The 19,849-nt window shown below is 72.4% G+C and carries 17 protein-coding genes; 6 read left to right on the top strand and 11 right to left on the bottom strand.

What is annotated here, in order from left to right:
* Positions 1-480: 480 nt before the first annotated feature.
* Positions 481-1,338, bottom strand: coding sequence for an SDR family NAD(P)-dependent oxidoreductase (locus AB0E85_RS07795; protein WP_107459353.1), 858 nt, complete (start codon positions 1,336-1,338; stop codon positions 481-483).
* A 401-nt stretch (positions 1,339-1,739) separates the two neighbouring features.
* Between AB0E85_RS07795 and AB0E85_RS07790 the strand changes: the two genes are divergently transcribed.
* Together AB0E85_RS07790 and AB0E85_RS07785 are read left to right on the top strand one after the other, a co-directional pair.
* On the top strand, positions 1,740-2,348 hold the full coding sequence (locus AB0E85_RS07790; protein ID WP_361923778.1) for a YceI family protein: 609 nt from the start codon (positions 1,740-1,742) through the stop codon (positions 2,346-2,348).
* Positions 2,349-2,566: 218 nt separating this feature from the next.
* The gene (locus AB0E85_RS07785; RefSeq protein ID WP_107459356.1) at positions 2,567-3,352 is read left to right on the top strand and encodes a serine protease; all 786 of its coding nucleotides are present in this window, start codon (positions 2,567-2,569) and stop codon (positions 3,350-3,352) included.
* A 110-nt stretch (positions 3,353-3,462) separates the two neighbouring features.
* Here AB0E85_RS07785 and AB0E85_RS07780 read toward each other — a convergent pair whose 3' ends face one another.
* Both AB0E85_RS07780 and AB0E85_RS07775 read right to left on the bottom strand, forming a co-directional pair.
* Positions 3,463-4,038, bottom strand: a complete 576-nt coding sequence (locus AB0E85_RS07780; RefSeq protein ID WP_361923776.1) for a YdeI/OmpD-associated family protein — start codon at positions 4,036-4,038, stop codon at positions 3,463-3,465.
* Between the two features lie 39 nt (positions 4,039-4,077).
* Entirely contained in the window at positions 4,078-4,662 is a 585-nt protein-coding gene (locus AB0E85_RS07775; RefSeq protein WP_361923774.1) for a TetR/AcrR family transcriptional regulator, read from the bottom strand.
* Positions 4,663-4,734: 72 nt separating this feature from the next.
* On the opposite strand from AB0E85_RS07775, the gene AB0E85_RS07770 reads away from it, so the two are divergent.
* Together AB0E85_RS07770 and AB0E85_RS07765 are read left to right on the top strand one after the other, a co-directional pair.
* Entirely contained in the window at positions 4,735-5,673 is a 939-nt protein-coding gene (locus AB0E85_RS07770) for a DMT family transporter (protein WP_361923772.1), read from the top strand.
* A gap of 172 nt (positions 5,674-5,845) precedes the next feature.
* Positions 5,846-7,018 (top strand): Cmx/CmrA family chloramphenicol efflux MFS transporter, encoded by a 1,173-nt coding sequence (locus tag AB0E85_RS07765; protein WP_361923770.1) that lies wholly within the window; start codon positions 5,846-5,848, stop codon positions 7,016-7,018.
* 352 nt (positions 7,019-7,370) lie between these two features.
* Here AB0E85_RS07765 and AB0E85_RS07760 read toward each other — a convergent pair whose 3' ends face one another.
* Positions 7,371-8,726, bottom strand: coding sequence for a hypothetical protein (locus tag AB0E85_RS07760; protein ID WP_361923768.1), 1,356 nt, complete (start codon positions 8,724-8,726; stop codon positions 7,371-7,373).
* A 141-nt stretch (positions 8,727-8,867) separates the two neighbouring features.
* Between AB0E85_RS07760 and AB0E85_RS07755 the strand changes: the two genes are divergently transcribed.
* Positions 8,868-9,527: an SLATT domain-containing protein gene (locus AB0E85_RS07755; protein ID WP_361923766.1), complete on the top strand. Its 660-nt coding sequence runs from the start codon at positions 8,868-8,870 to the stop codon at positions 9,525-9,527.
* Positions 9,528-9,558: 31 nt separating this feature from the next.
* Here the strand turns inward: AB0E85_RS07755 and cimA are convergent, their stop codons facing one another.
* From cimA to ureA, 6 genes are all read right to left on the bottom strand, one after another.
* Positions 9,559-11,163 (bottom strand): citramalate synthase, encoded by a 1,605-nt coding sequence (cimA, locus tag AB0E85_RS07750; protein ID WP_361923764.1) that lies wholly within the window; start codon positions 11,161-11,163, stop codon positions 9,559-9,561.
* 301 nt (positions 11,164-11,464) lie between these two features.
* Positions 11,465-12,712, bottom strand: a complete 1,248-nt coding sequence (locus AB0E85_RS07745) for a hypothetical protein (RefSeq protein WP_361923762.1) — start codon at positions 12,710-12,712, stop codon at positions 11,465-11,467.
* A gap of 144 nt (positions 12,713-12,856) precedes the next feature.
* Positions 12,857-13,456, bottom strand: a complete 600-nt coding sequence (locus tag AB0E85_RS07740; RefSeq protein ID WP_361923760.1) for a TetR/AcrR family transcriptional regulator — start codon at positions 13,454-13,456, stop codon at positions 12,857-12,859.
* Positions 13,457-13,464: 8 nt separating this feature from the next.
* Positions 13,465-14,502 (bottom strand): agmatine deiminase family protein, encoded by a 1,038-nt coding sequence (locus tag AB0E85_RS07735; RefSeq protein WP_361923758.1) that lies wholly within the window; start codon positions 14,500-14,502, stop codon positions 13,465-13,467.
* A gap of 9 nt (positions 14,503-14,511) precedes the next feature.
* Positions 14,512-16,221: an urease subunit alpha gene (locus tag AB0E85_RS07730; protein WP_361923756.1), complete on the bottom strand. Its 1,710-nt coding sequence runs from the start codon at positions 16,219-16,221 to the stop codon at positions 14,512-14,514.
* Complete coding sequence (gene ureA, locus AB0E85_RS07725) at positions 16,218-16,925, bottom strand: urease subunit gamma (protein WP_361923754.1); 708 nt, start codon at positions 16,923-16,925, stop codon at positions 16,218-16,220. Before ureA ends, AB0E85_RS07730 begins: the two co-directional genes overlap by 4 nt.
* Before the next feature lie 114 nt (positions 16,926-17,039).
* On the opposite strand from ureA, the gene AB0E85_RS07720 reads away from it, so the two are divergent.
* Complete coding sequence (locus AB0E85_RS07720) at positions 17,040-18,491, top strand: cytosine permease (protein ID WP_361923752.1); 1,452 nt, start codon at positions 17,040-17,042, stop codon at positions 18,489-18,491.
* Positions 18,492-18,540: 49 nt separating this feature from the next.
* On the opposite strand, the gene AB0E85_RS07715 is transcribed toward AB0E85_RS07720, so the two are convergent.
* Positions 18,541-19,629: a branched-chain amino acid aminotransferase gene (locus AB0E85_RS07715; protein WP_361923750.1), complete on the bottom strand. Its 1,089-nt coding sequence runs from the start codon at positions 19,627-19,629 to the stop codon at positions 18,541-18,543.
* Positions 19,630-19,849 lie beyond the last annotated feature (220 nt).

The raw sequence follows: 19,849 nt of genomic DNA, 5'->3' as shown, positions 1-19,849 counted from the left end.
CGGCCGGTGAGGGCCAGCCCGTCGCCGCTCGGCGCCCTCCGGGGCGGGCCAGGGCCGGCGCCGTCCCGGCTGGGGGACAGCACGCCCGGGCCTGTCGCTCGGATCAGCCCGCCGACGCGGGGCCCGGCGCTCGGGCATCTGCGGCGTTGTCGACGGTTGTCGGCTCCCTCACGCTCGGCTCCCCCACGCTCCCCCACGCTCGGCTCCCCCACGCTCCCCCACGCTCGGCTCCTCCACGCTCCCCCACGCTCGGCTCCCCCACGCTCCCCCACCCTCGGCTCCCCCACGCTCCCCCACCCTCGGCTCCCCCACGCTCCCCCACCCTCGGCTCCCCCACGCTCCCCCACGCTCGGCTGCGCTCGCGCGGGAGGGGCCGGTCGCGCCGCCGCCCTTCTCCGCCTTGCAGCTCCATGCGCCAAGCGCCGCACCGGCGTCGGGAGGATCCGCCGATTCCCTTCGGCCTGATCCCGACGAAGGGCCCTAGCCGAAGCGGTTCAGCAGGCGGCGGTACAGGCCCGGCGCGAGGCCGCGGACCCGGCCGGGGACGGTCAGCCAGGTGGGGACGTAGGCCTCGTCGCGGTTCTGCCGGACGGCCTCCCAGATGGTGCCGGCGACGCTGCCGGGCGAGAGGAGGCCGGTGCGGGTGCCGTCGTAGGGTCTGCCGCGGCGGGTGTGGAAGGGCGTGTCGACGGCTCCGGGCACGACGAAGGTCACGCCCACGCCCGTGCCGCGCAGTTCCTGGCGCAGCGCCTCGGCGAAGGCGGCCAGGCCGGCTTTGGCGGCGGAGTACACCGCCTCCTCCCGCAGTCCCACACAGCCGGCGACCGAGCCGAGCAGCACCACGCGGCCGCGTCCCGCCGCGATCATGGAGGGCAGCACCTCGCGCACAAGGTGGAGGGTGGCGTTGAGGTCCAGGGTCAGCACCCGGTCGATGTCGGTGTGCGGCATGGTGGCGAAGGGGCCCGCCCAGCCCATGCCCGCCCCGGCGACCAGGACGTCGATCCGGCCGGTGGTGTGCAGCGCGGACTGGGCCAACAGGCGCGGGCCGTCCGGGGCGGCGAGGTCTGCGGGCAGGACGACGGCCGTGGTGCCGGAGGCCGTCTGCTCCAGGCGGTGCCGGTCGCGTCCGCTGAGGAGCAGCTGCCAGCCGTCCATCGCGAACCGGCGGGCCGTGGCCGCCCCGATACCGGAGGAGGCACCGGTGACCAGGGCGACGCGCCGGTCGAGACGTCGTGGCGGCCCGTACTGGTTCACCCGGACCGGGACGGGGGCCGTGGAGCGGCGCGGGGCGGGGTCCGCCGGTGGGTCGTAGGCCGAGCCGGAGCCGGTGAGTGTCACGAGTCGCTCTCCCCTGCGCTGTGCGTCCGCCGTGGTCTCGTCTGTCTCCATACGGTCACTGAAAACGGAACCCCCTCTCGCCGGACGCCGCCACCGCAGGGTGCGCCGGCCGGGCCCGGGTGGCCCGGCCCGGCCGGCCTCCGGCCCGTGGGAGGACCGCGTGCCGGGGCGCGGTGCGCCGCGTCCGGCAGGACCACTCCCGCGAGCCGGGGGATTCGGCCAAGCGGGCGTACCGGAGTGCGCGCGGCGATCCGGGCGCGGACACCTCCGCCTCCGCAGCCGCCAGGGGCACACCTGCCGACACACCCACCAAAGATGTTGAACATTGAACGGAATGGGTCTACGGTGGGTCGCGTTGGAGTAGTTAAAGATTCAACATCACACGCAGGAGGCGTAACCCCATGAGCATCTTCAGCCGCAACGACGCCCAGACCGCCACCGCCACCGCCACCGGTGCCGTCAACCCCGAGCTGGCCGCCCTGACCGGCGACTACACGATCGACCCCGCGCACTCGACGATCGGCTTCGTCGCCCGGCACGCCATGGTCACCAACGTCAAGGGCGGCTTCCAGGACTTCACCGGCACGCTCCACCTCGACGGCAGCGACCCGTCGCGGTCGACGGCTGCCATCGACGTCGTGATGGACAGCATCAGCACGGGCAACGCCGACCGCGACGGTCACCTCAAGAGCGCGGACTTCTTCAAGGCGGACGAGTTCCCGGCGATGACGTTCCGTTCCACCAAGGCGGAGGCCCTCGGCGGTGACGACTACCGGATCACCGGCGAGCTGACGATCCTCGGCACCACCCGTCCCCTCGCCATCGACCTGGAGTTCAACGGCGCCGCCAAGGACCCCTTCGGCAACGAGCGCGTCGGATTCGAGGGCAAGGCGGAGATCCTGCGTTCCGAGTGGGGTCTGACGTGGAACGCCGCACTGGAGACCGGTGGCGTCCTGGTGTCGGACAAGATCAAGCTCAACTTCGACATCTCGGCCATCCGGAACGCGTGAGCCTCGCGAGACCGGCCCGGTGACATCACCCCGGGCCGGTCTGGCCGGTTCCCGCCCCTTGTGCAAAGTCTGTCGGCGTTCTCATAATCCAGCAGCGCTATTTTGACCAGTCCATGCCAGCACATGGACGTTCTTTTTGCTCCTGCTGCTGTCATGTGCTCGTCAATTTGATGCTTCGGTTGCACCTCCCCAGTCAACCCCCCACGGAAGGCATCACGTTGAAGAGACTCCTCACGGCTCTCAAGAGATGCGCGGTCCTCGGCGCCGCCGCGCTCGCGATCGCCAGTCTCCAACCCGTTTCCGCCGCGCAGGCCGCACCGTCGCCCGTCGTCGGCGGGACCCGGGCCGCGCAGGGCGAGTTCCCGTTCATGGTCCGGCTCTCCATGGGCTGCGGCGGCGCGCTCTACACCCAGCAGATCGTGCTCACGGCCGCGCACTGCGTGGGCAGTTCAGGCAACAACACGAGCATCACCGCCACCGCGGGGGTCGTGGATCTCCAGTCCACCAGCGGCCGGGTCCAGGTCCGCTCCACCAAGGTGCTGCGCGCCCCCGGCTACAACGGGACCGGCAAGGACTGGGCGCTCATCAAGCTCGCCCAGCCCATCAACCTGCCGACGCTGAAGATCGCCACGACCACGCAGTACAACACCGGTGACTTCACCGTCGCCGGCTGGGGCGCCAACCGCGAGGGCGGCTCCCAGCAGCGCTACCTCCTGAAGGCGACCGTGCCCTTCGTCAGCGACGCCGCGTGCAAGGCCTACGGCGGTCTGTACAGCGGCCTCGTCGCCAACGAGGAGATCTGCGCCGGCTTCGACGCGGGCGGCGTCGACACCTGCCAGGGCGACTCCGGCGGCCCGATGTTCCGCAAGGACAACGCCGGTGGCTGGATCCAGGTCGGCATCGTGAGCTGGGGCGAGGGCTGCGCCCGGCCGGAGGCTCCCGGCGTCTACACGGAGGTCTCCACCTTCGCCTCCGCCATCGCCTCGGCGGCGTCGACCCTCTGACCGACGGCTTTTCCGGGCCCGACACCGTGCGGTGTCGGGCCCGTCCGGTGCGGCGGCCTGTGCGGTGTCCACGAACTCATCGTGCTCGCGCCCCGACCGCCCCTTGGGGGTCAGGGCGTTTGGGCGCGGGCTTCCAGCTGCTTCACCGCCGCCACCTGCGCGGCGCGGCTTCTCGTCGTCCTGGCACGGAGTACGCCGAGCATCGACAGGTAGCGGTCCGTGCGGCCCAGGGTCTCGAAGGCCGCGGCGGCCCGGGGGCTGCGGGCCAGGGCAGCCGCCAGGTCGGCCGGGACCTCGGCCTCCTTCTGGGAGGCGTACGCCGCGTCCCAACGGCCGTCCGCCCGGGCGGAAGCCACCTCCGCGAGGCCGCCGGGCCGCATCCGCCCGGCGGCGGTCAGTTCCTCGACGCGCCGGACGTTGACCATGGACCAGAGGCTGCCGGGGCGGCGCGGGGTGATCCGCTGGAGGTAGTGCGACTTGTCGAGTCCCTTGCGCTGCCCGGTGATCCAGCCGTGGCACAGCGCCACGTCGTTGACGTCGGCGGCGCTGACGGAGGGGACGCCCGAGCCCTTCTTCGCGACCCTGACCCAGAGGCCGGGGTGCGGGGCCGGGTGTGCCGTCAGCCAGGTGTCCAGGTCGGCCACGGTCTCGAAGGAGAGCGGGCCGGAGCCGTCGGAAGTGGTCATGGCATCACCGTAGGGATCAATGAGGACAGGTGCCGTCCGCTATGCGAGCAGCAGGCGCGCCTGTTCGCGGGCCTGGGGGATGGCGTCCGGGAAGACGCCCAGGCCATGGGCGACCAGGGCGCCCTCGTGCAGCAGCATCAGCGTCCGGGCCGTCGCGTCCGCCGTCGCGGGCGTGATCTCCTCGGTGAAGCGGGTGAACAGGGCGAGCATCCACCGTTTCTGCCCGGTGATGATCGGGTGGGCCGGGTGGGCGGGGTCGCTGATCTCCGCATGAGCGTTGACCATGCTGCATCCCCTGGGGCTGAACTCCTCCGCCCAGGCGCGCGAGGCGTCGAACACGGCCAGGACGCTCTCACGGGGGTCCGGGCCCACCGCGTCGAGGCGCTCGCCGAGGAAGGCCCGCCAGCGCTCGTCGCGGTCCGCCAGGTACTCCACGACGATCTGCTCCTTGGAGCCGAACCGGTCGTAGAGCGTCTTCTTCGTGACGCCGGCCTCGGCGGAGATGAGGTCGACGCCCACGGAGTGGATGCCGCGCTCGTAGAACAGCCGGCCGGCGGCCGTCAGGGCACGGCGGGCAGCGGGCGTCATCGTGATCCGGCGCGGGTTCTGCGTGGTGGTCCCCATGGCACTGGAGTATACCGATCTGTATAGTGGCGGGAGAACGGGTAAACCGATCTGTCTACTGGTTGTGATGTCGTGAACATCCTGCTCTCCCTCGCCTTCGTCCTGTGCTGGAGTTCCGGCTTCATCGGGGCCAAGCTCGGCGCCGGCGGCGCGTCCGCGCCGACGATCCTGATGTGGCGGTTCCTGCCGCCGGCCGTCGTCCTGGTCGCCGTCGCCGTCCTCACACGATCGGCGTGGCGGGGCCTCACCACCCGGGACCTGACCCGGCAGACCATGATCGGCGTGCTCTCGCAGAGCGGCTACCTGCTCAGCGTCTACTACGCCATCCAGCTCGGCGTCTCCAGTGGCACGACGGCCCTGATCGACGGGGTCCAGCCCCTGGTGGCCGGCGCCCTCGCCGGACCGCTGCTGGGGCAGTACGTCTCGCGCCGGCAGTGGATCGGTCTGGGCCTGGGACTGGGCGGCGTCGCCGTGGTCACGCTGGCCGACGCGGCGGCGGGCGGCGATGTGCCCTGGTGGGCGTACGCCGTGCCGCTGCTCGGCATGCTGTCCCTGGTCGCGGCGACGTTCCTTCAGAGCCGTTCCCGCTCGCGGGTCACCCCGGCGGTGTCGCTGACCGTCCACTGCGCGACCAGTGCCGTCCTCTTCTCCCTACTGGCCCTGGGTGCCGGCGTCGCCGCGCCGCCCGGCCGGTGGGACTTCTGGGTGGCGGTCGCCTGGCTCGTGGGGCTCTCCACGTTCGGCGGGTACGGGCTGTACTGGCTCATCCTGAAGCGCTCCGGCGTCACCGAGGTCAACACGCTGATGTTCCTGATGGCCCCGGTCACCGCCGTCTGGGGCGCGCTGATGTTCGGCGAGCCGTTCGGCGCGCAGACCGCCCTCGGGCTGGCCGTCTGTCTCGCCGCGGTCGTCATCGTCCATCGCGGCGGCGGCCGCGGGGACACGACCCGGACCGCCGTCCGGGCGGAGCCGGAGGAAAACCGGTGGACCCGGTCGCCCGGGTCCGCCTAACCTGCCACCCATGTCCAGCCCAGAGGCGTCCAGACTGCGGCCACCGGCTCTCCGGTGGCTGCCTGTGACGCCGATGCCGGGCCGCTGAGGCCCGCCCGCTCGTTCACTCCGCTGCCGGTCTGCCGTCCGACCTGTCGTGTCCGACGTCGACCTGTGGGTGCGGAGTCTCTTCATGCCGTTCGCTCTTCTTCTGCTGGGCCTTGCCGTGTTCGCGCAAGGCACGTCCGAGTTCATGCTGTCCGGGCTGGTGCCGGACATCGCGCGGGACCTGGGGGTCTCCGTCCCCGCGGCGGGGGCCCTGACCTCCGCCTTCGCGGCCGGGATGATCGTGGGGGCGCCGCTCGTGGCGGGGCTCGCGCGGCGCTGGCCGCGGCGGGGCGCGCTTCTGGTGTTCCTCGTCGTCTTTCTCGCCGTTCATGTCGTCGGTGCACTCACCGGCAGCTTCGCGGTCCTGCTCGCCACGCGGGTGGTGGGGGCGTTCGCCAACGCCGGGTTCCTCGCGGTCGCCCTGGTCGCCGCCGTGGACATGGTCCCGGCCGATGCGAAGGGGCGGGCCGCGTCCACCCTGCTGGGCGGGGTGACGCTGGCTTGTGTGGCCGGGGTTCCGGCTGGTGCCGTGCTCGGCGAAGTATGGGGCTGGCGTGCGGCGTTCTGGGCCGTGGCGCTGGTGTCACTGCCCGCGCTGGTGGCGGTGGCGCGGTCCGTGCCGGGCGGTGCGGCGAAGAGCGCGCCGCCCGCGTTGCGCGGTGAACTGCGGTCGCTGCGCAACCCCCGGCTGCTCGTCACCCTGCTGCTGGGCGCCCTCGTGAACGGCGCGACGTTCTGCACCTTCACGTTTCTCGCGCCGCTGTTCACCGAGGTCACGGGGCTGGGCAGCAGCTGGGTCCCAGGGGTCCTGGCGCTGTTCGGCGCCGGGGCGTTCACAGGGGTCGCCGCCGCGGGGCGTTTCGCCGACCGGCGGCCCGCGCCAGTCCTCGTCGGCGGTGGTCTGGCGCTGGGCGCGGGCTGGTGCGCCCTGGCCCTCGGAGCCGCACACCCCGTCCCGGCACTCGCGCTCGCCTTCGTCCAGGGCGCCCTGTCCTTCGGCGTCGGCTCCACGTTGATCGCCCGGGCGCTGTACGCGGCGCAGGGGGCGCCGACCCTGGCGGGGGGTTTCGCGACGGCCGCGTTCAACGTGGGTGCGGCGGTGGGCCCCTGGGCCGGGGGTGCGGTGATCGGCGCGGGGTTCGGGTACCGCGCGCCGCTGTGGGTCAGCGCGGCCCTGGTGGCTCTGGCGTTCGCGGTCGCCGGGGTGGCGGGACGGCGGCGCGAGGGTGCGTCGGCGCGGGAGACGCTACGGCGTTGATCTCGCGCACGCGATCGCCTCGGGTTCCGGCCGGGGCCGGGTCCGCTGCCGAGCACCGTGGAACTCAGGCCCTGGTCAGGGCGCCGCTCCGAGCACCGTGGATCTCAAGCCCTGGTCAGGCCCGCCGCACCGAGCACCGCGGAACTCAAGCCCTGGCCACGCCCGCCGCACCGAGCACCGCGGAACTCAAGCCCTGGCCACGCCCGCCGCACCGAGCACCGCGGAACTCAAGCCCTGGCCACGCCCGCCGCCCCGAGCACCGTGGAACTCAAGCCCTGGCCACGCCCGCCGCCCCGAGCACAGTCGACTCACCCTCGGTCGGGGCCTGCCCGCACTGCGGCTCCCGCCGGCGTCAGAACCCGCCCCCGAAGTCCCCTCCCCCGCTGAAGCCTCCGCCGCCGCCGAAGTCTCCGCCGCCGAAGCCGCCACCGAAGTCGCCGGTGTCGAAGTCGGCCCCGGAGACGTCACCGCCCTCGTAGCCGCCGAAGTCGCCGTAGCCCGAGCCGTAGTCGGCCGCGTAGGCGGGCCCGGCCATCATGCTGCCGAGCATGGTGCCGACGAGGAGGCCGGGCAGCAGTCCGCCGCCGAAGTAGCCGCCGGCCCAGGGGCCGTACGCCGGTCCGGCCTCCCAGTAGGGGCGGCGGCCGTAGTCGGTGTCGACCTCGCGGATCGCCGGGTCGCGGCCCTCGGCGAGACGCCTCTCGTCGGCCGCGCAGACCGGGACCTCGCGGGCTGCGCCGCCCGGGGGCGTCCAGTTGGCGTCGGCGACGGAGGGGCCGTGGCGCGGGTCGAAGAAGCAGGGCGGGCGGCGCTCCGGCAGCGCGCCGCCCTCGCGGCGGGCCGCGAGCCTGGCCAGGGAGAACCGGCCGTCCTCCACGGCCTGGGTGACGGCACGGACGTCCTCCGGTTTGGCCGCCGCCGCCATCAGGGACTTGGCCTGCTCGTAGGAGTCCAGGGCGCGCTCGTAGTCGGTGCGCATCGCGTCGTCGGCACCGGGCTCCCCGGGGTGGAAGTCCAGGCGGTCGAGTTCCTCGCCGAACGCGGTGATGTCCTCGTCGACGACCACCCGCAGCTTCTCCAGCGCGGCCCGCTGCTCCTCCTCGTGGCGGCGCCGGTTGCGGCGGACCAGGGCGTAGGCGCCCGCGCCGCCGGCCGCGACCAGCGCGCCGACCGTGATCAGGCCGCCGACCGGTACGTCGGTACCCGCGCCGTCGCTCCAGCTGCTCGGGGCCGAACCGCCCACGTTGCGCAGGGCGTCGTCGACGAAGTCGTTCAGCTGGGCCTTGGTGTCGCCCGCGTCCTGCACGGCCGTGACCAGGTTGGACACCGCCTGCCGGCTCATCACCGAACTGTCGGCACGGGCGTCGAACCGGTCACCGAGGTGGATGCCGTAGAGGCCGGTGACACCGGTCTGCGTGCGCAGGTTCCGGAAGAGGTCCTGCGTGGGGTAGTCGGCCGGGAGGACCGCCACGAAGACGGGCTTGTCCGCGTCCTTGATCTTGTCGGCGAGCGCCTCTGCGTCGGACGCGGCCAGTTGCCCGGAGGCCTCCGGATCGACGTAGACGGGGTTCTCGCGCAGTTCCTGGGCGACCTCCGAGAGGTCGGTGGCCGCGTGCGCACCCGGCGCACCGGCCAGCAGCACCGCCAGTACGGCGGCGACCGGCACGATCAGCAGGCGTACGACGGTACGCACCAGTGCGGCCTTCATATGTTCGAAGCTACCTGAAACCACCCATAAAGGGTTATCCGTCGAGGCAGGGATTTGCGGCCGGGGCTGGGCCTAGGATGCCTCTGGCCATCCAGGAAGGGCGGTAACAGGGGCATGTTCGGAAGACGCAGGGCCGCGGACATGACGGTGTCCGAACTGACCGAGCTGGACCGCTCGCGCACGCGGGCCGACCTGCTGTGGGAGCTGTTCCGGCATGCCGAGGCGGAGGTGACGTCGGCGATCGGCTGGTACCTGGCCCGCCGCCGGGGGCCGTCGCTGTGGTCGCGTTCGCTGCGGGCGCTCGCCACGCTGCTGGGCATCGTCGGCACGATAACGCCGCTGGTGCACGCGGCCTCACCCACGGCCGTGCAGCCCGAGTGGGGTTTCGTGTTCCTGGCCGGCGGGGCGGGGTGCGTGCTCTTCGACCGGATCTTCGGATTCTCGGCGTCCTGGACCCGCTACATCCGCGCCGAGACGGCGTTGCAGCAGATCCTCAAGAAGGCGCAGTCCGACTGGGCGCAGGCGTTCCTGAGGACCACCGACTCCCCCAGCGACAAGGAGCAGGCCGCCCTGCTCGGGGTGATCGAGCGGCTGCGGACCGACGCGCAGCGGATCATCGAGGACGAGGGCACGGCGTGGGTCGGCTATCTGGCCGACGGCGTCGAGGAGCTGACCCGCTCGACCACCACCGCCGGCGGCCAGCGCCCCCACACCGCGGGCCTCTTCCGCCTCGACCGGACCACCGGGCGCGAGCGGGGCGGCGAGGTCCCGGTCCCGCGGTCCCGGGACACGGCGATGTGACACCCGCCCCGGGCACCCGGCCGGGCCGCGGCTACTTCGCCGGTGCGACTCCCGCCCGCAGCAGCCCGTAGGTGTACGCATCCTCCAGGGCCTGCCAGCTGGCGGCGATGACGTTGTCGGCGACGCCCACCGTCGACCACTCGCCCGTGCCGTCGGACGTGGAGATCAGCACGCGGGTCGTGGAGTTGGTGCCGTGCTTGCCCTCCAGGATGCGGACCTTGTAGTCCACCAGCTCCAGCTTGGCGAGCTGCGGGTAGATCTTCTCCAGCCCCACGCGCAGGGACCGGTCGAGGGCGTTGACGGGGCCGTTGCCCTCGGCGGTGGCGACGATGCGCTCGCCCTTGGCCCACAGCTTGACCGTGGCCTCGTTGGCGTGGGAGCCGTCGGGCCGGTCCTCGACGATGGCGCGCCAGGACTCGACCTCGAAGTAGCGCAGCGGCCCGCCCTGGACTTCGGCGCGCAGCAGGAGTTCGAAGCTCGCGTCGGCGGCCTCGTACGTGTAGCCCTTCAGCTCGCGTTCCTTCACGCGCTCGACCACCCGGCCGACCAGTTCGCGGTCGCCGCCGAGGTCGATGCCGAGTTCCTTGCCCTTGAGCTCGATGGACGCGCGCCCGGCCATGTCGGAGACCAGCATGCGCATGGTGTTGCCGACCTGTTCGGGGTCGATGTGCTGGTACAGGTCCGGGTCGACCTTGATGGCCGAGGCGTGCAGTCCGGCCTTGTGGGCGAAGGCGGAGAGGCCGACGTAGGGCTGGTGCGTGGAGGGGGTGAGGTTGACGACCTCGGCGATGGCGTGCGAGATGCGGGTCATCTCGCGCAGGTGCCCGTCGGGCAGGACCTTCTTGCCGTACTTCAGCTCCAGGGCCGCCACGACCGGGAAGAGGTTGGCGTTGCCGACGCGCTCGCCGTAGCCGTTGGCCGTGCACTGCACATGCGTCGCGCCCGCGTCGACGGCGGCCAGGGTGTTGGCGACCGCGCAGCCCGTGTCGTCCTGGGCGTGGATGCCGAGCCGGGCACCGGTGTCGGCGAGGACCGTGGAGACGACGGCCTGGATCTGCGCCGGGAGCATGCCGCCGTTGGTGTCGCACAGGACGACGACGTCCGCGCCGGCCTCCGCCGCCGTGCGGACGACCGCCTTGGCGTACTCGGGGTTGGCGCGGTAGCCGTCGAAGAAGTGCTCGCAGTCGATGAAGACGCGGCGGCCCTGCTCCTTGAGGAAGGACACGGTGTCGCGGACCATCGCCAGGTTCTCGTCCAGGGTGGTGCGCAGGGCGAGTTCGACATGGCGGTCGTGCGACTTGGCGACCAGCGTGATCACCGGCGCTCCGGACTCCAGGAGCGCCCTGACCTGCGGGTCCTGGTCGGCGGTGGTGCCGGCGCGGCGGGTGGAGCCGAACGCGACGAGCTGGGCGTGCCGGAAGTCGATCTCCTGCTGGGCGCGGGCGAAGAACTCGGTGTCCCGGGGGTTCGCGCCCGGCCAGCCGCCCTCGATGAAGCCCACGCCGAAGTCGTCCAGGTGCCGTGCGATGGCCAGCTTGTCGGCGACGGTGAGGTTGATGCCCTCCCGCTGGGCGCCGTCGCGCAGGGTGGTGTCGAAGACGTGGAACGAATCGTCGAGTTCGCTGGTAGCGGTCATGGTCTCAAGGCTCCTGAGGATGGGATCTCGGTCGTACCGGAATGACCGGCTCCACCGCCCTCACATACTCCCTCGCGCTCTCGCCTCCGGCTGTGGGTGGGCCAGAAATGCGAAAAACCTCTCGCGGGTGCGAGAGGTCTGCGCGCGGGTCGAGGACGACGGTGTCCACCCGTACCTGGTCGTACGTGGTGGTCACTGCGGACCGGCGCGCCTGCTGCCAATAATCATGGCGAACGAGAGCACGGGGGCAGTCTGGCACAACCCCCGCGCTTCGCTCACGGTTGTCTCAGGATGCGGTCGGTCACCTCGTGTGGCGGACGTAGACGTGCGAGGTGTCGTACGTGTCGCCGGGCACGAGGTCGGGTGAGGCGCTGCCGAAGGCGATGGTGCGGCCGTGGCGGTCGGTCACCGGGGCGGACACGCTCTGGTCATTGGCGCCGCCCTGGGCGTCCGGGCTGGCGAGGACCGTGGTCCCGGTGCGCAGGTCGCGGACGTAGGCACGGGTCGTGCGGTTCGCGTCACCCGGGTCGGCCGAGACGAAGGCCAGGTGGCGGTTGTCGGCACTGAGGCTCGGATACGCGGTGAAGGCGGCCGGGTCGGTCGCGTCGATCCGGCGCACCTCGCCCGTCTTCAGGTCGCGGATGAAGGCGTTGTGCCCCTGGTTGGTGTCGCCCGGAGTGAGCCGCGAGTCGAGGGAGCTGAAGACCGCGTACCGGCCGTCCGCGCTGACCTGCGGGAACTCGCTCTGCCCGTCGGAGGCCCGGCCGTCCGGGGCCCGGTCGGCCTGGATCAGCTCGCCGCTCGGGACGTCGCGGACGTAGGCGTCGCTCCAGTCGCCCGAGGCCGGATGCGGCACGAGGAACTGGAAGCCGACGCGCTTGCCGTCGGCGCTGATGGACGGGTTGGTGGCGGCGGTCTTGCGGTCACCGGCGGCGGGCACCTGGCTGACGCGGACGGTCTTGCCGCCGGTGCGGTCGACACGGTAGACGCGGCCCCAGCGGTCCTCGCCCTCCCCGGGACCGGACCGCTGGGCTACGAAGGCGACGTAGCGGCCGTCGGCGCTGATGGCGGGCTGCCGGCCGGTGTCGTAGCCGGTGTCGACGGTGTCCTCGACGCGCTGTACGGCGCCGGTCCTGAGGTCCGCGACCCAGATGTGGCTCAGGCCGTCGCCGGGGTCGGTGGCACTGAAGGCCAGGTACCGGCCGTTGCCGCTCAGGGCGACGTCGTCGACGGAGCCGTCCACCGACCTGCCGGCCGGTCGGGTCGTACCGGTCCTCAGATCCCGGACGAAGGCGTCGGCGGTGCCGTCGGTGTCCCCGGCGACGAGGTTGTCGGCGCTGGAGACGAAGGCCAGAAGGCGGCCGTCGGTGCTCAGGCTCGGCCCGCCGGAGGGGGCGTTGCCGTCGGTGCCGTCCGGGGCGATGCTCGCCTTCTCCGTCCGCGGCGCCGGTGCGGGCGCGGCGGTCGCCGGCAGCGCGGCGACGGTGCCGAGCGTGACGGCCAGGGCCACGCCGAGCGCGACGGACGTGGCCCTCCTGGTGCTGATCATGTGCTGTTCCCCCTGTGTTCCCCGTGTCCCCGTGTGTCCCCGTGGACGCGTTTCCCCCGGCCCCGCGCCGAGGGCTCCCCAGAGCCAACATCACCACGGCCCAGCGGGTCAATCCGTCGTATTGAGTACAACCCGGGCGGGCGTTCAGGTGTCCGCGAGGAGGCTGTCGGCGAGGAACTCGCCGACGTGAGCGAGGACTTGGGTCCGGTCGGTGCCGCGCAGGCCGATCGCCACATGAATGGAGAAGCCGTCCAGCAGCGCCCGCAGCCGGGTGGCGAACCGGTCCGGGTCGACCCGGCGGAACTCGCCGCGCGAGACGCCCTCGGCGAGCAGCGCGACGAGGTCACGGTGCCAGGCCCCCTCGATGGCGGCCTGCCGGTCCCGGGCGTCGGCATCGGCGTTCTGCGAGCGGTTCCAGACCTCCAGCCACAGCGTCCAGTGCGGGTCGCGGTGACGGTCCGGGACGTACAGGTCGACGTAGGCGTCGAGGCGTTCACGGGCGGGCGCCGTCCGGGTCAGCAAGCGCCCCCGCTCGGCCCCGAGCCGGCCCTCGCTCCACTCCAGGGTGCGCAGCAGCAGCTCGTCCTTGGAGCCGAAGTAGTAGAGCAGGTGGCCGCTGCTCATGCCGACCTCGCGGCCGAGCGCCGCCATGGTGAGCTTCTCCAGGCCGCGCTCGGCGATCATCTCCATGGCGGCGGCGAGGACGTCCTCGCGGGGCGGGGCCTGCCTGCGCCCACCGGCCATCTGCGCTCCTAGGTCCTCGGCTGCTGCTGGGTGATGCAGTGGATGCCTCCACCGCCCGCGAAGATCGTACGGGCGTCCACCAGCGTCACGGTCCGCTCGGGGAAGAGGCGGCGGAAGACACCGGCCGCGATCTCGTCACGCGGGTCGCCGAAGCCGCACAGGACCACGCCGCCGTTGCAGAGGTAGTGGTTGATGTAGGAGTAGTCGGCCCAGTGGCCGTCGGCCTCCAGGACGGTCGGGGCGGGAACCTCGACGACCTCCAGACGCCGGCCGCGCGCGTCCGTCTGCGACGTCAGCAGGCCGATGACCTCCCGGGTCACCTCGTGGTCGGGGTGGGCGGGGTCGGGCTGGGAGTGGGCCACGACGACGCCCGGGCGGGCGAAGGCGGCGACGATGTCGACGTGGCCGAGGGTGCCGAAGAAGCGCGGAGGGTAGTCGCCGGTCAGGCCGCGGGGCAGCCAGATCGCCTTGCGAGTGCCGAGCTGCGCGTGGATCTCGGCCTCGACCTGCTCGCGGGACCAGCCCGGGTTGCGCTCCGGGCCGAGCTGGACGGTCTCGGTGAGCAGGACGGTGCCCTCGCCGTCGACGTGGATCGCCCCGCCCTCGTTGACGAGCTTCGAGGCGTACGTCCGCGCCCCCGCGAGGCCGGCGACGTACCCGGCGATCTCCGCGTCGTGGTCCCACCGGGCCCACTCCTGGGCACCCCAGCCGTTGAACGTCCAGTCGACGGCGGCCAGTCCGCCGTTCCCGTCGGTCAGGAAGGTCGGGCCGATGTCGCGCATCCAGGCGTCGTCGAGGTCGCGTTCCACGGTGTCGACGCCCGGGCCGAGGAGGGCGGCGGCCTCGGCGGCCTGCCCGGGCCCGCACACCACCGTCACCGGTTCGAAGCGGCGCACCGCGCGGGCGACCGACGCCCAGGCGATCCGGGCGGCGGCCAGGTCCTCGGGGTCGTCGAAGGTCGGGTTCGGGCCCGGCCAGGCCATCCAGGTCCGCTCGTGCGGGACCCATTCGGCGGGCATGCGGAAGCCGTCGGCGGCTGCGGACATCGTTGATCCTCAGAGGAAGTAGAGACGGTTCAGGGAGACGGAGTCGGCGGGTTCGGAGCGCAGCGGCTCGCCGTCGAGGGTGACGAGACCGCTGCGCTGGTCGACGTCGACGGCTCCGGTACGGGAGTTGCGGCGCAGGTCGGCCGGGCCGATGCCGCGGGTGCCGCGCACGGCGACCCTGCGGCGCCGGGTCGGCAGCGTGTCGTGCCCCTGGTCGAGCGCGGCGCGGGCGACGAACGCCACCGAGATCTCGGCCGGTGTCGCCCCGTGCGCGCCGAACTGCGGGCCGAGAACCAGGGGTTCACAGGTGTCGGTGGCGGCGTTCGGGTCGCCGGTCACGCCGTACGCCGGGAAGCCGGCCTTCAGCACCAGTTGCGGCTTGGCACCGAAGTACTCGGGCCGCCACAGCACGAGGTCGGCGAGCTTGCCGGTCTCGATGGACCCGACCTCGTGCGAAAGCCCGTGCGCGAGGGCGGGGTTGATGGTCAGCTTGGCCATGTACCGCAGGACGCGCTCGTTGTCGTGCTCGCCCGGCGCGCCGAACTCGGCCTTCATCTTGCCGGCCATGGCGAACGTACGGCGGACCGTCTCGCCCGCGCGCCCCATGCCCTGCGCGTCCGACGAGGTGATGCCGATCGCGCCCAGGTCGTGCAGGACGTCCTCGGCGCCCATGGTGCCGGACCGGATGCGGTCCCGGGCCATGGCGGCGTCGCCGGGCAGGTCGGTCTTGAGGTCGTGGACCGAGACGATCATGCCGTAGTGCTCGGCGACGGCGTCCCGGCCGAAGGGCAGGGTCGGGTTGGTGGAGGAGCCGATGACGTTCGGCACGCCCGCCATCTTCAGCACGTTCGGCACGTGACCGCCGCCGCAGCCCTCGATGTGGAAGGCGTGGATCGTCCGGCCCTCCAGCACCCGCAGGGTGTCCTCCACCGACAGGCATTCGTTCAATCCGTCGCTGTGCAGGGCGACTTGGACGTCGTGCTCCTCGGCGACGCGCAGCGCGGTGTCCAGGGCGCGGGTGTGGGCGCCCATGTCCTCGTGCACCTTGAAGCCGCTCGCCCCTCCCTCGGCGAGGGCCTCCACAAGGGGCGCCGGGCGGGAGGACGAACCCCGGCCCAGGAAGCCGATGTTGACGGGCCAGGCGTCGAACGCGCCGAACGCGTGCCGCAGCGCCCAGGGCGAGTTGACGCCGACGCCCCACACGGGCCCGAACTCCTGCCCGATGATCGTGGTCACGCCGGACGCCAGCGAGGCCTCCATGACCCGCGGCGACAGCAGGTGGACATGGGTGTCGACGGCCCCGGCGGTGGCGATGAGGCCCTCACCGGAGACGATCGACGTGCCCGTGCCGACGACCACGTCGACCCCGTCGAGGGTGTCGGGGTTGCCGGCCCTCCCGATCGAGCAGATCCGGCCCTCGCGGATGCCGATGGAGACCTTCCGGACGCCCTGCACGGCGTCGATCACGACGACGTTGCTGACCACGACGTCACAGGTCTCCCGGACCGCGGCGGCCTTCAGGTGCAGGCCGTCACGGGCGGTCTTGCCGAATCCGGCGAGGAACTCGTCGCCGGTCCGCTGAGAGTCGGACTCGACCTCGACGACCAGCCCCGAGTCGCCGAGACGGATGCGGTCCCCGGCGCGGGGCCCATGGGTGGCGGCGTACTCGTACGGGGTGAGGCGGCGGGCCTCGGCGGGGTGGCCTCCTGGGCGGCTCATCGTTCGACCTCCTGATCGGCTGCTGTTCCCGGTACGCCGAGATAGCCGCAGGCGGCGGCGCGCCGCAGCGCCTCCTCCTGCGCGCCCGGAGCGTCCAGCGGCCCGTCGACGAGCCCGGCGAACCCGATCGCGATCCGCTCTCCCCCGATCGGGACCAGCCCGACCTCGGCGCTCTCCCCCGGCCCGAACCGCACGGACGAGCCGGCGGGCACGGCCGGCCGCATGCCGTAGGCCCGCCCGCGGTCGAAGCGGAGCCGCGGGTTGGCCTCGAAGAAGTGGAAGTGGGAGGTCACGGAGACCGGCACGGTCGCGGTGTTGGTGACGGTCAGCCGTACGGCCGGCTCAGGTTCGGGCTGCCCCGGTCCGGGCAGCAGGGCGCCCGGGGCGTCGGGCCCCGAGCCGCCTGCGATGGGGTCGGAGACGACGGCGAGCCGTGAGCCGTCGTCGAAGACGGCCTCGACGTGCACCTCGGTGACGACGTCGGCGACACCGGGCAGCACGTCACCGGCCGCGAGGACGGACCGGGCGGCCTCGACGGCCTCCGCGAGCCGCTTGCCGTCCCGGGCGGCCTCACACACCGTGTCGGCGATGAGCGCGGTCGCCTCGGGGACGTTGAGCCTCAACCCCCTGGCCCTGCGGGCGCGGGCCAGCTCGGCGGCGCCGAAGAGCAGCAGCCGGTCGCGTTCGGTCGGGGTCAGCCGCATGTCACTCCCTCCATTTAGAGCATCACTCTAAACATAGATCCCTGATGCCGAAAGGTTGACGACGATGGTCCGGCCACATCACATTGAACGTCGCTCTAACCGAGGGAGACCAGCATGCCGATCGAACAGCGCGGAGTCGACACCATCCCGGAGGAGGAACGCACGAGCGGGCCACCCGACCTCGTCTCGATCCTGCTCGGCTCCAACCTCTGCCTGGGCGTGATCGTCTTCGGCTGGCTGCCGCCGTCCTTCGGCCTGGACTGGTGGTCGTCGGTCGGCGCGGTGCTCGCGGGCACGGTGGCGGGCGTGCTGTTCACGGCCCCGCTGGCCCTGGTGTCGCTGCGCACCGGCACCAATCTGTCGACCTCCTCCGGTGCCCAGTTCGGGGTCCGCGGGCGGCTGGTCGGCTCCGTCGTCGGGCTGCTGCTGGCCCTCGGCTACACGGCGCTGACCGTGTGGATCGGCGGGGACGTGATGGTGAGCGTCCTGGGCCGGCTGGCCGGACTGCCACAGGGCGGGGTGTCGTACGGCGTCGTCTACGGGCTGCTCACCGCGGCCACCGTCGCGGGCGCCGTCCACGGCTACCGGGTCCTGCTGGCGATGTCGCGGGTGCTGGCGTTCGGCATGACGGCCCTGCTGGTACTGGGCGTGATCGCCTACGCCCCCGGCTTCACCACGGCCGCGCTACCGGAGGCCGGCGGCTATCTGCTGGGCGGGTTCTGGCCGACCTGGCTGCTCGCGGCCGTGGCCGCCGGGCTGTCCGGGCCGGTCGCGTTCATCACGCTGCTCGGCGACTACACCCGCTACATCTCCCCGGTCCGCCACTCCCCCCGCCGGGTGCTGCACGCGACCTGGCTGGGGCTGATGCTGGGCCTGCTGGTCCCGCAGCTGTTCGGCACGTTCACGGCCTACAGCGCAAGGGCGGCCCTGGACTACGCGGGCCCGCTGGTGGACGCGGCCCCGTCCTGGTACCTCGTGCCGCTGCTCCTCGCCGCCTCCGCCGGGTCGGTCGGCAACGCGGGGCTGATGCTCTACTCGATGGGCCTCGACCTGGACGCGATCCTGCCGCGGGCCTCCCGCGCCAGGGCGACGTACGTGGTGGCGGCCGTCGCCACGGCCTGTGTCTTCGCCGGGCACTACTACGCGACCGCGCAGGACGCGATGACGTCCTTCGTGCTGCTCCTGACGGCCATCGGCACGCCCTGGGCCGTCATCACCCTCATCGGCTTCGCCCGCTGCGGCGGCGTCTACGACGCGGACGCCCTCCAGGTCTTCAACCGCCGCGCCCGGGGCGGTCGGTACTGGTACCACGCCGGCTGGAGCGTCCCGGCGACCGCCTCCTGGGCGGCCGGCGCGACCGTCGGGGTCCTGGCGGTGTCCCTGCCGTCGTACGAGGGTCCGCTGCTGTCCCTGACCGGCGGGGTGGACTGCAGCTTCCTGCTGTCGGGGGTGGTGGGAGGGGCGGCGTACGCGCTGACGGCCCCGGGTTCCGTGCGTCAGGAACCCGGGGCCGAAGAGGCAAGTCGTGCTTCCAGCCCAACCGCTTCGGGCGGTGGGTGGGCATAGGTCCGGGGGTCCGGGGTCCGGGGGCGGAGCCCCCGGAAAGCCGGGCCGGTCAGCCCAGGCGGTGCATCCAACCGTGGGCGTCAGAGGCCGTACCCCGCTGGATGTCCAGCAGCGCCTGGCGGAGGCGGAGCGTGACCTCGCCCGGCTCTCCCCCGCTCTGCTTCCACTCCGCCCCGGCCCGCTTCACCGTACCGACCGGGGTGATCACCGCGGCCGTACCGCACGCGAAGACCTCCGTCAGCGACCCGTTCTCCGAGTCCCGCTGCCACTGGTCGACCGAGACCCGGCCCTCCTCCGCCTCGTACCCGAGGTCACGGGCGACGGCGAGCAGGGAGTCGCGTGTGACGCCCTCCAGGATCGAGCCGGTGAGCGAGGGCGTCACGATCTTGTCGCCGTACACGAAGTACAGGTTCATGCCGCCCAGCTCCTCGACCCAGGTGTGCTCCACGGCGTCGAGGTAGCAGACCTGGTCGCAGCCCTTCGTGGCGGCCTCGGCCTGTGCGAGCAGGGAGGCCGCGTAGTTGCCGCCGGTCTTCGCGTCGCCCATGCCGCCCGGGACGGCCCGGACCCGGTCCTCGGAGACCCAGATGGAGACCGGCTTCACACCACCGGGGAAGTACGCCCCGGCCGGGGAGGCGATCACCAGGAACAGGTACTCGTTGGCCGGCTTCACACCCAGCCCGACCTCGGTGGCGATCATGAACGGGCGCAGGTAGAGGGATTCCTCACCGCCGTGCGCCGGCACCCATGCCTTGTCCTGCTTCACCAGGGCGTCGCACGCCTCGATGAACGTCTCGACCGGCAGCTCGGGCATCGCGAGCCGGCGGGCGGAGCGCTGGAACCGCTCGGCGTTCTTCTCGGGGCGGAAGGTGGCGACGGAGCCGTCGGGCTGACGGTAGGCCTTGAGCCCTTCGAAGATCTCCTGGGCGTAGTGCAGGACCGTGGTGGCGGGGTCGAGGGAGATCGGCGCGTACGGCACGAGCTGGCCGTCGTGCCAGCCGCGGCCCTCCGTCCACTTGATCGTCACCATGTGGTCGGTGAAGTGGCGGCCGAACCCGGGGTTGGCCAGGATCCCTTCGCGTTCCGCGGCGGAGAGCGGGTTGGCGGAGGGCTTGAGCTCGATCGTGGGCGTCGTCATGGGTTGATGTCCTTCACCGGTTGTAGTGACGGGCCGCGCTCGGTACTGCTCTGATGGTGACCAGTGCTAGGACGTCCGAGCATTCCCTCATTCCGCGGCCTCGCGTTCGATTATCGCCCGGGGGCGGCGGCGGAAGGAACGGGGTGAATGCGGCCCGGTGGTCGATGGTGACACCCGGCGGGAACATGCGGAAGCCGCCGGGTGCGGTTGCGACCCGGCG

It is taken from the genome of Streptomyces sp. NPDC029044, assembly GCF_040637495.1.
In the GTDB taxonomy this organism is placed as follows: Bacteria; Actinomycetota; Actinomycetes; order Streptomycetales; family Streptomycetaceae; genus Streptomyces.
The sequence above is the reverse complement of the archived record's forward strand: the minus strand, read 5'-3'. Positions and strand labels throughout refer to the sequence as shown.

Coding starts and splice junctions, on each gene's coding strand:
- AB0E85_RS07755 (WP_361923766.1), top strand. CDS start 8,868: ATGACGGTGTCCGAACTGACCGAGCTGGACCGCTCGCGCACGCGGGCC.
- AB0E85_RS07760 (WP_361923768.1), bottom strand. CDS start 8,726: ATGAAGGCCGCACTGGTGCGTACCGTCGTACGCCTGCTGATCGTGCCG.
- cimA (WP_361923764.1), bottom strand. CDS start 11,163: ATGACCGCTACCAGCGAACTCGACGATTCGTTCCACGTCTTCGACACC.
- AB0E85_RS07765 (WP_361923770.1), top strand. CDS start 5,846: ATGCCGTTCGCTCTTCTTCTGCTGGGCCTTGCCGTGTTCGCGCAAGGC.
- AB0E85_RS07790 (WP_361923778.1), top strand. CDS start 1,740: ATGAGCATCTTCAGCCGCAACGACGCCCAGACCGCCACCGCCACCGCC.
- AB0E85_RS07740 (WP_361923760.1), bottom strand. CDS start 13,456: ATGGCCGGTGGGCGCAGGCAGGCCCCGCCCCGCGAGGACGTCCTCGCC.
- AB0E85_RS07720 (WP_361923752.1), top strand. CDS start 17,040: ATGCCGATCGAACAGCGCGGAGTCGACACCATCCCGGAGGAGGAACGC.
- AB0E85_RS07715 (WP_361923750.1), bottom strand. CDS start 19,629: ATGACGACGCCCACGATCGAGCTCAAGCCCTCCGCCAACCCGCTCTCC.
- AB0E85_RS07735 (WP_361923758.1), bottom strand. CDS start 14,502: ATGTCCGCAGCCGCCGACGGCTTCCGCATGCCCGCCGAATGGGTCCCG.
- ureA (WP_361923754.1), bottom strand. CDS start 16,925: ATGCGGCTGACCCCGACCGAACGCGACCGGCTGCTGCTCTTCGGCGCC.
- AB0E85_RS07775 (WP_361923774.1), bottom strand. CDS start 4,662: ATGGGGACCACCACGCAGAACCCGCGCCGGATCACGATGACGCCCGCT.
- AB0E85_RS07745 (WP_361923762.1), bottom strand. CDS start 12,712: ATGATCAGCACCAGGAGGGCCACGTCCGTCGCGCTCGGCGTGGCCCTG.
- AB0E85_RS07780 (WP_361923776.1), bottom strand. CDS start 4,038: ATGACCACTTCCGACGGCTCCGGCCCGCTCTCCTTCGAGACCGTGGCC.
- AB0E85_RS07730 (WP_361923756.1), bottom strand. CDS start 16,221: ATGAGCCGCCCAGGAGGCCACCCCGCCGAGGCCCGCCGCCTCACCCCG.